Annotated in this window: 1 pseudogene; it reads left to right on the top strand. The window is 28.4% G+C overall.

The annotated features are described in order from the left end of the window. Positions 1-391 (top strand): annotated as a pseudogene (locus CCAL9328_RS10760) (response regulator); the annotation flags it as partial.

The following is a 391-nucleotide window of genomic DNA, read 5'->3' on the forward strand; positions in this document are numbered from 1 at the left end:
ATTTTTAGATTTAGCTGGGGATAATGATAGATTAGGAGTTGGAAGCTTTAGCTCAAATTCGCAGCTTTTTAGATTTGATAGTGATGGAAATGGATTTGTAGATAAAAATGACACCTACTTTGATAAATTAAAAATAAGAGCTTATGATAAAGATGGAAATGAGATTATCAAAAAACTTAGCGAAGTAGTTGATAGTATAAATTTAAAAGATTTCATAGATAGCAAGAGCAATGCCTTGAAAAAACTTGAAGCTCAAAAAGATAATTATGGAACAATAGAAGCTTATGAAAACTCATTACAATCGCTAAAAGATTATAATCCATACTCTATTTTTAAGCCTGAAGTAAGATATGAAAGTATGAATGAGAATGATATAAAAGAGCTCTCAAAA

The organism is Campylobacter sp. RM9328, from assembly GCF_012978615.1.